The organism is Candidatus Electronema sp. TJ (assembly GCF_048287355.1).
Lineage (GTDB): Bacteria > Desulfobacterota > Desulfobulbia > Desulfobulbales > Desulfobulbaceae > Electronema.
In genome coordinates, this window is the sequence record NZ_JBLWEP010000115.1 from 1 (window position 1) to 7536 (window position 7536).

General features: G+C 59.9%; 8 protein-coding genes and 1 tRNA gene. 3 read left to right on the forward strand and 6 right to left on the reverse strand.

Annotated features, from left to right (window positions below; all coding sequences use genetic code 11):
- Positions 1-124 precede the first annotated feature (124 nt).
- From ACNKID_RS08880 to ACNKID_RS08890, 3 genes are all read left to right on the forward strand, one after another.
- Positions 125-787 carry a zinc ribbon domain-containing protein gene (locus tag ACNKID_RS08880; protein ID WP_417913077.1) on the forward strand — a complete coding sequence of 221 codons (663 nt, stop codon included), beginning with the start codon at positions 125-127 and terminating at the stop codon, positions 785-787.
- 68 nt (positions 788-855) lie between these two features.
- Positions 856-932, forward strand: a tRNA-His gene (locus ACNKID_RS08885).
- A gap of 195 nt (positions 933-1127) precedes the next feature.
- Positions 1128-2117, forward strand: coding sequence for a zinc-binding dehydrogenase (locus ACNKID_RS08890; RefSeq protein WP_417913078.1), 990 nt, complete (start codon positions 1128-1130; stop codon positions 2115-2117).
- Between the two features lie 59 nt (positions 2118-2176).
- Here ACNKID_RS08890 and ACNKID_RS08895 read toward each other — a convergent pair whose 3' ends face one another.
- From ACNKID_RS08895 to ACNKID_RS08920, 6 genes are all read right to left on the reverse strand, one after another.
- On the reverse strand, positions 2177-3013 hold the full coding sequence (locus tag ACNKID_RS08895; protein ID WP_417913079.1) for an LpxI family protein: 837 nt from the start codon (positions 3011-3013) through the stop codon (positions 2177-2179).
- Positions 3013-3813 (reverse strand): acyl-ACP--UDP-N-acetylglucosamine O-acyltransferase, encoded by an 801-nt coding sequence (lpxA, locus tag ACNKID_RS08900; protein WP_417913080.1) that lies wholly within the window; start codon positions 3811-3813, stop codon positions 3013-3015. Before lpxA ends, ACNKID_RS08895 begins: the two co-directional genes overlap by 1 nt.
- Positions 3814-3833: 20 nt before the next feature.
- Entirely contained in the window at positions 3834-4292 is a 459-nt protein-coding gene (gene fabZ, locus ACNKID_RS08905; RefSeq protein ID WP_417913081.1) for a 3-hydroxyacyl-ACP dehydratase FabZ, read from the reverse strand.
- A gap of 242 nt (positions 4293-4534) precedes the next feature.
- Positions 4535-5569: a UDP-3-O-(3-hydroxymyristoyl)glucosamine N-acyltransferase gene (lpxD, locus tag ACNKID_RS08910; protein ID WP_417913082.1), complete on the reverse strand. Its 1035-nt coding sequence runs from the start codon at positions 5567-5569 to the stop codon at positions 4535-4537.
- Positions 5570-5697: 128 nt separating this feature from the next.
- Entirely contained in the window at positions 5698-6546 is an 849-nt protein-coding gene (locus ACNKID_RS08915) for a metallophosphoesterase (RefSeq protein WP_417913083.1), read from the reverse strand.
- Positions 6543-7316 carry an ABC transporter ATP-binding protein gene (locus tag ACNKID_RS08920; protein WP_417913084.1) on the reverse strand — a complete coding sequence of 258 codons (774 nt, stop codon included), beginning with the start codon at positions 7314-7316 and terminating at the stop codon, positions 6543-6545. The genes ACNKID_RS08915 and ACNKID_RS08920 overlap by 4 nt, the downstream gene beginning before the upstream one ends.
- Between the last annotated feature and the right edge of the window lie 220 nt (positions 7317-7536).

Below are 7536 nucleotides of genomic sequence, written 5' to 3' on the forward strand. Positions count from 1 at the left end.
TGAAACTTGACAGCGATGGCAGCATCTGCCAGTGACTCCTGACAGGCATTCTGGTATAATGAAGCTGACCGCTTTGAAAAACTATCAGAATTTTCATTCATTTCACATAAGGAGCAGTTTGATCATGCTGGAAAGAGTTCTTGCCTATCTCGACGAAAAACACGTCTGTCCGCATTGCCGGACAGAACTTACCCTCTGCCACGCGCCGCCTGTGCATGTTGGCGACGGCCTTGGCTGGGGTTCGGAATTCCTCTTCATCTGCCTCAACGACGAATGTCCGCTTTTTGTCAACGGCTGGGCTTTTATTGAAAATCAATACGGCCACACCGGCTCGTACCGCCATATGGAGCTGCCCAACAGCCCAGAGAATTACAGCATGATGGTGGCCACTAAATACGCCTTCACCGGCTGCGCAGTGGACATCGAAGACCTGCGGCGGCAGAACATCCGCTATCAGGCTGAGAAAGCGGCGGCGGCCCAGCTCTGCGGCTGCGTGGCGGCTAAAGACCTCAATCCGGTGGTGCATCTGCTGACCGACAATGCGGCGGACATCACCCTCCGCCGCAAAGCCGCCGACCTGCTGGCCGAGCTGAACGACATTGCCTGCATCGAGCCGCTGCGCAATCACAACTTCACTGATCCGGGTTTGGAGCAGGCAGTCAATCTGGCGATCAGCCGCATTCTTGCCAGCCACTTTCTGCGTGAATGTCCGTACTGCGCCGAGCTGATCAAGGCCCGCGCCCAGCTCTGCAAGCACTGCGGCAAAGAGCTGAACGGGGCGGAATAGGCGGAGAGGCGGCTTTTTCCTCTTGCCAAAAAATGGCGGCAGGGTATAATTGCTCCGTTGTTTTTGTGGTGAGCGTAGCTCAGCTGGTGGCAGCACCGGGTTGTGGCCTCGGCGGTCGTGGGTTCAAGTCCCATCGCTCACCCCATTTTGACGCATCAGGCGTTTCAGGCATCAGGCTTGAAACGCCTTTTTCTTTCCCCCTGTCAGGCCGCGTCAAGTATTCTCTTGAATATTCGGCTGCTTTCCGTTAATCTCCTTTCATGCTTTTTCTTTTCGGCCACAGAATGCGCGTTTTTGAGCGCATCAGCCCTGAACTCCACAACTTTGAGCGGTAACAATTATGAAGGCTGCTGTTCTCCACGCTGCGAATGACATCCGCATAGAAGAATATCCAGATCCAGCCCCGGGATCAGGCGAAGTTGTCGTCAGAACCAAAGCTGCCGGAATCTGCTCCAAAAACATCAAAATGATGCTCGGCGAAGGGCTGGCCAAGCTGCCGCTCATTCCCGGTCATGAGCTGGCCGGAGAAATTGAGGCGGTTGGCCTTGGTGTGCGCGGTTTTTTTCCCGGTGACCCGGTGGCGGTGTATTCAGGCGGACTTTTGGGCTGCTCAAAGAACGGCGCGTATGCCGAGCAGGTGCTGGTGCCGAAAGAAATTGTCGAAGCAGGCGGGCTGATCAAGCTGGATGAGGAGATTTCCTTTGAGGATGCGGTGATGGCCGAGCCACTGGCCTGCACCTTCGCCGCTGCCCGCACCAACCGGATGAAAGAAGGGCAGACCGTGCTGGTTGTCGGCTGCGGCTCAGTCGGACTGATGCACTTGAAAACTGCCAAGTGGTCAGGCTGCAAGGTGATCGCGGCGGACTGCAACGCTGCCCGTCTGGCCTTGGCCGGGCAGATGGGAGCAGGGCATCTGATCAACACCAGCCTGAGCAGCCTGAGCGGTGAGGTGATGCCGCTCACCGGCGGACGCGGCGCGGACTTGGTCATCATCTCCGTCCTCATGCCTGAGCTGGTGACAGACTGTCTCCGCCTAACTGCTCAAGGCGGCGTGTGCAGCCTGTTCAGTTCCTCGCCGGAGAGCGAGGCCGGAGTGGACAAAGCGGTCTTGGCCGAGCGTCAGATCACCCTGACCGGCAGCTGCGCGGCGACGGTCAGCGACTTCCGCAAATGCCTTCAGCTGATCAAAGAAGAGGCGATCATCGTCTCCGACATGATCTCTCACCGCTTCACGCTGGACGATTTTCAAGAGGCGGTGGGGAAATCGAAGAGTCAGGAGCTGATCCGAGGCGTGATCACCTGCGGATCGATGTTCTCGCTTTCCTTTTGAAGGAGAATGCGGCAGACGGCTGAACAAGAAGCCTGCCTGCCGCGCTCGCCCCTCTTGCGTCAAGCCGCTGTCAGCTCCCCGTTCGCCTGCTCCTCCAGCCCGACCACCGCGATGCCCGCCTTGTCCGCTGCGGCGATCATTGCCTTGCGGTCAAAGATCAAGGACTGTCCTGCCTCCGCAGCTAAGACTGCGCCTTTGACCGAGGCCAGCGTTTCGATGGTCTGCGCACCAGTGGCAGGCAGATCAAAACGAAAGTCCTGACCCGGCTTCTTCAGCTTCACGATCACCGCTCCAGAGCCGGCCAATTCTCCTCCCCGACGAATGGCTGCGTCCGTGCCTTCAATGGCCTCGACCGCCAGCACGCTGCCGCCGCGCACTGCCACGCACTGGCCGATATCCAGCCTGCCGATCTCCCGCGCAACCCGCCAGCCGAAACGGATGTCCGCCCACTGCTCGCCCGTGGGATTGCGCCTGCCGAGTATGCCTTTTGGGAAGAGCAGGTGCTCCAGATAGCAGGTTGAAGGCAGCACAGTGATGCCCTCTTCTTCCAAAGCTCCGGCCACAGCCCGCAAGATGCCGTCATCCAGCTTGCTGTCTATCTTGTTCCACAAGCTCAGGCCCTTGAGATCAGGAAGGATATCCCGGAAGATGCGGGTCTTGGTGATCGTGCCGCAGAACACGGTCTCGGTCACGCCCTGCTCGTGGAAGAACTTGATGATCTTGCCAAGCTGACCGAGCTTGACCCAGCAGGCAGCGGCCGTGCGGCGCTCCAGCTCAGGCGGGGTCTCGTGCTGATGGCAGACCGCGGCTACGCGGCGGCCACGCGCCTGAGCAGCCTCGGCGAAAAGCAGCGGGAACTGGCCTCCTCCCGCGATCAGGCCGACAGGAGCGCTCATCACCCCTCTTCCGTGCGCTTGACCACGCCGCGCTTGCTGGAGCGAAAGAAGTCCACCAGATGCAGGGCTTCCGGCGAATCCGCAAGCTCCTGCTCGGCCTGCGTGAGCGCGTCTTGCAGCACCACGTCAGGGGCGGCGCGGAAGATGATCTTGAAGGCCTGCTCGATGCGGTCAATGGCTTCGCGGCTCATGCCGCTGCGGCGCAGGCCGATCTTGTTCACGCCGGTGATCCGCATCTGGTTGCGGGTGCCGGCAAGGATCACATACGGCGGCACGTCGAGCGAGATCCCGGACATGCCGCCGATATAGGTATGCGCACCGATGCGGCAGAACTGATGCACAGCCACCAGCCCGCCCAAGTTGGCGTGGCTGCCGACCTCAACATGTCCGGCCAGCGTCGCCACATTGGACATGATCACATGATCATGGAGGATGCAGTCATGCGCCACATGGCAGTAGGACATCAGCATGCAGCCGCTGCCGATCACCGTCCTGCCGCGTCCGCCTGCGGTTCCCCTGTGGATGGAGACATACTCCCGAATATGGTTGCCGTCGCCGACGAGCAGCTCTGTCGGCTCGCCTTGATAGCGCATGTCCTGGGGGGCCGAGCCGATGGAGGAGAAGGAGCCAATACGGTTGCCCTGGCCGATGCGGGCCGGGCCGGAGATGACCGCATGGGGATCGATCACGGTGTCCGCGCCAATGGTCACGTCCGGGCCAATCACGGCATACGCGCCGACAGAAACGCTTGGGTGCAGGTCCGCCTTGGAGTCGATCACGGCGGCAGGATGAATGGGCATGGCGCAGTCCTCAGAGGGTCTCAGGCAAAGGCGGCCATCAGTTCGGCTTCAACCGCCAGCTCGTTGTCAACATAGGCTTTTCCAGCCATCTTCGTCACTTTTCCTTTCTGTTTGAGCATCTCCAGCTTGTAGATGATCTGGTCGCCCGGACGCACCATGCGGCGGAAGCGCACCCCTTCAAGCCCGGCGAAATAAAAGAGCTTGCCCTTGGTGCTGTCAGCAGAGAGGTAAGCCAGCACCGCCCCGGTCTGAGCCAGGCCTTCCAGCATCAGCACGCCGGGCATGACTGGCTCGCCAGGGAAGTGCCCCTGAAAGCATGGCTCGCCCATGGACACGTTCTTGAGGCCGGTGATGGTTTTGCCGCGCTCATAGTCGAGCACCCGGTCAATCATGATGAAGGGGTAGCGGTGCGGCAGTAGGTCGAGTATCGCTTTGATGTCCAAGGAGGCGGCTGCGGCAGCCGCGTTCGGTTCAGTCATAATGATCTTGAGAAGTCTGTTCCTGTTCAACGCTCTCGTTCGAGAGCGTCAAAAAACATCGAGCGAGGAAAACTTATTCCCTCGCTCGAGGGAAATTTATTCGCTCGCTCGAGGAAAACTTGTTCCCTCGCTCGAGAGAAACTTGTTCGCTCGCCCGAGGGAAACTTGCTCCCTCGCCCGAGGAAAACTTATTCCCTCGCTCGAGGTTTTCAAAATGTTTCGCCCGACACATTCTGACGGCCTCACTGCTGGCCGCTCAGCTCCTCCACCTTCTTGCGGAGCTGGCGCAAATCCTTGAGCATCTCCGGCAGACGGCTGAAAGCGGCTGAGGCTTTCCCCCAGAGTTTGATGTCTATGGCCGGAATGCCGCCCACCATCGCGCCCCTTTGCTGATTGTTGTGCACGCCTGCTTTGCCCGCCACCATCACCCCGTCTTCCAGATGCAGATGACCGGCGACAGCGGCCTGTCCTGCCAGCACCACATTGCGGCCCAGCACCGTGCTGCCGGCAATGCCCGCCTGGCCAACAAGGATGGAATTCTCGCCGATCACGCAGTTGTGGCCGACCATGACCTGATTGTCCATGCGCACGCCGCGCTTGACCCAGGTCACGCCAAAGGCGGCCCGGTCCACACAGCTGTTCGCGCCGATCTGCACGTCGTCGTCAAGGCGCACAGTTCCCACTTGCGGCTTGCTGATGTGCCCGCCTGTGGCCGGGTCTGTGGCGAAGCCGAAGCCGTCGCTGCCAATGACTGCGCCGTGATGCAGCGTCACCCGATTGCCAAGGACGCAGCCATAGGCCACCACCGCGTTGGCATGAAGAACGCAGTCATCGCCGATCACCACATCGTCACCAATGACCACGCCCGGGGCGATGCGCACCCGCTCGCCGACAGTCACCCGGTCGCCCAGGCAAGCCAGCGGGCCGATGCTGACCTGGCTGCTGATCACGCAGTCCCGGCCGATCACTGCCCGCTCGTGGATGCCAGCCGCCTTGAATGGCTCTTCCAGCAGCCAGCAGTGAATGCGGGCCGAGGCCAGGTCCACGTTGCTGACTTTGATCAGAGGCAGCTGGTCTGCGGTGAAATCAAGCGGGGCTATGCAGGCCGAAGCCTTGCTCGCGGCCAGCTTGTCCGCCAGCTTGACGCTGTTGATGAAGGTCAGCTGACCAGGCTGCGCCAGATCGAGGCTGTTGAGGGCGGTGATAACAAGGTCGCCGTTGCCCTCGACTGTTCCACTGACCAGCGCGGCCAGCTCCGCAAGGCGTGCTGTTCTCATGCTTGTTCTGTTGCTGATGAAAAAGGAGCGCGAAACACGCCCCTGCGGGACGCGCTGTCTGGCAGAATAGCGTATTTATCGTGCCGGGTAAAGAAAAAGAGCGCGGAAGCGCTGAAACTGCGGCGCAGTCATGCACGAGCATCAGGCTGCCTGACCAGCTCCAGCAGCGCGATTTCCGGGAAGCAGTTGCACCGCACCGGATAGATGGCCCAGCCTATGCCCCGGCTGATGAAGAGCTTGCTTTTCTCTGTGGCAATCAGGCCGCTCGCATAACGCTTGTTCTGCACCGGCAGCACAGGAGGGCCATAGAAAGGCAGGCGCACCTGGCCTCCATGCGTGTGACCGCTCACAGTCAGCGCGAGCGGTGTTTTGAACGCCGTGTCCACGGAGTCGGGATTGTGCGAGAGAAGCAGCCGGCAGTCATTCTCCTCCGAGGCGGCAAAGGCCTGATCAATCAGCAGCCGGTCTTCCCACAGATCGCCTGCGCCGCCAAGAACGAGCCGCTCTTTGCCCCGCTCCAGCGTTTTGCACTGATGGCGGATGTTCTGGCCGCTCCGCTCCAGCCAGTAGAGCGAGCGTTCCGTGTCCGCCCAGTGATCATGGTTGCCCAGTACTGAGAACACGCCGTGCCGCGCCCGCAGCCGCATGAGGAGCGGCCAGACTTGGTCTATCTCTTCCGTGGTGTTCTTGGCGTGGACATAATCGCCGGTGCAGAAGATGGCATCAGGACGCAGGGCGTTGGTGCGCTCCACCACCTTGCTGATGAAGGCTGCGGAGACCAGCACTCCGAGATGCAGGTCTGTGAGCTGGGCGATGGTGAAGCCGTGAAAGGCGGGCGGAAGATTGACAAGCGGAATCTGATAACGGTTGATGAGAACAATGCTCGGCTCAATCAGAACGGTCCAGCTTCCAGCGAGCGCGGCGGCAAGGCTGCACGCTCCCAAGCGGAGCGCGGCTCTGCGGCTGATCAGGCTCACTTGCTCTTCAGCGCCTCGATCACCTGCCGCATTTCCCAGGCACCGGTCAGCTCAAGGAAGATTTCTTCCAGATTGATGCTCTGATCCTTGCCTGCCTGGCTGCGCAGCTCCTCCATCGTGCCGATGACGCGCAGGGTGCCGTTGGTGATGATGGCGATGCGGCGGCACAGCTCCTCGGCGATCTCCAGCGAGTGGGTGGAGAGGAACACAGCTGTGCCTGCCGCCGCCTTCTGCTTGAGCAGCTCTTTGACGATGCGGGCGGATTTGGGATCCAGTCCGACCATCGGCTCGTCGATGATCAGCAACGGCTGGTCAAGCATGAAGGCCGAGGTCATGATCAACTTCTGCCGCATCCCGTGCGAGTAGCTTTCTATCAGATGATCCTGCCACTTGCTCAGATCGAACAGCTCCAGATACTGCTGTGACGCAGCCTTGAACCGCTCTTCCGGCAGTCGGTAGAGGCTGGCTATGAACTTCAGATACTCGCTGCCGGTGAGCTTCTCGAACAGCCAAGGCCGGTCAGGGACATAGCCGGTGTCCTGCTTGCAGGCCAGCGGCTTTTCGGCCAGAGAGTTGCCGTTGATGCGCACTGTACCGCTGTCCGGCTGCAGCAGTCCGGCCAGTATCTTGATGGTGGTGGTCTTGCCTGCTCCGTTCGGGCCGAGAAAGCCGAATATCTCCCCGGCCTCCACCTCAAGGCTGATGTTGTTCACCGCCGTGAAGTCGGCGAAGGATTTGCGCAGGCTGGCTATGTGCAGGATGGGCGGCATGGCGTTTGGCAGCAGGGTTGAATATGTGTTGTTCCGAGCACCTGTCTTTTTCAGGATGCAGCAAGACATGCGTTGATACATGCCGTTTTTTTGAGAATCAAAATACCCCCATTTTGAGAGTCAAAATACTCCCATTTTGGGAATCAAAAGGTATGCCTTTTGAGAGTCAAAAGGCATACCTTTCGCATGTCAAAAGGCATACCTTTCGCATGTCAAAAGG

Bases quoted from the DNA above. Each gene is read 5' to 3' on its own strand.
- ACNKID_RS08880 (WP_417913077.1), top strand. From the start codon at position 125: ATGCTGGAAAGAGTTCTTGCCTATCTCGACGAAAAACACGTCTGTCCG.
- ACNKID_RS08890 (WP_417913078.1), top strand. From the start codon at position 1,128: ATGAAGGCTGCTGTTCTCCACGCTGCGAATGACATCCGCATAGAAGAA.
- ACNKID_RS08895 (WP_417913079.1), bottom strand. From the start codon at position 3,013: ATGAGCGCTCCTGTCGGCCTGATCGCGGGAGGAGGCCAGTTCCCGCTG.
- lpxA (WP_417913080.1), bottom strand. From the start codon at position 3,813: ATGCCCATTCATCCTGCCGCCGTGATCGACTCCAAGGCGGACCTGCAC.
- fabZ (WP_417913081.1), bottom strand. From the start codon at position 4,292: ATGACTGAACCGAACGCGGCTGCCGCAGCCGCCTCCTTGGACATCAAA.
- lpxD (WP_417913082.1), bottom strand. From the start codon at position 5,569: ATGAGAACAGCACGCCTTGCGGAGCTGGCCGCGCTGGTCAGTGGAACA.
- ACNKID_RS08920 (WP_417913084.1), bottom strand. From the start codon at position 7,316: ATGCCGCCCATCCTGCACATAGCCAGCCTGCGCAAATCCTTCGCCGAC.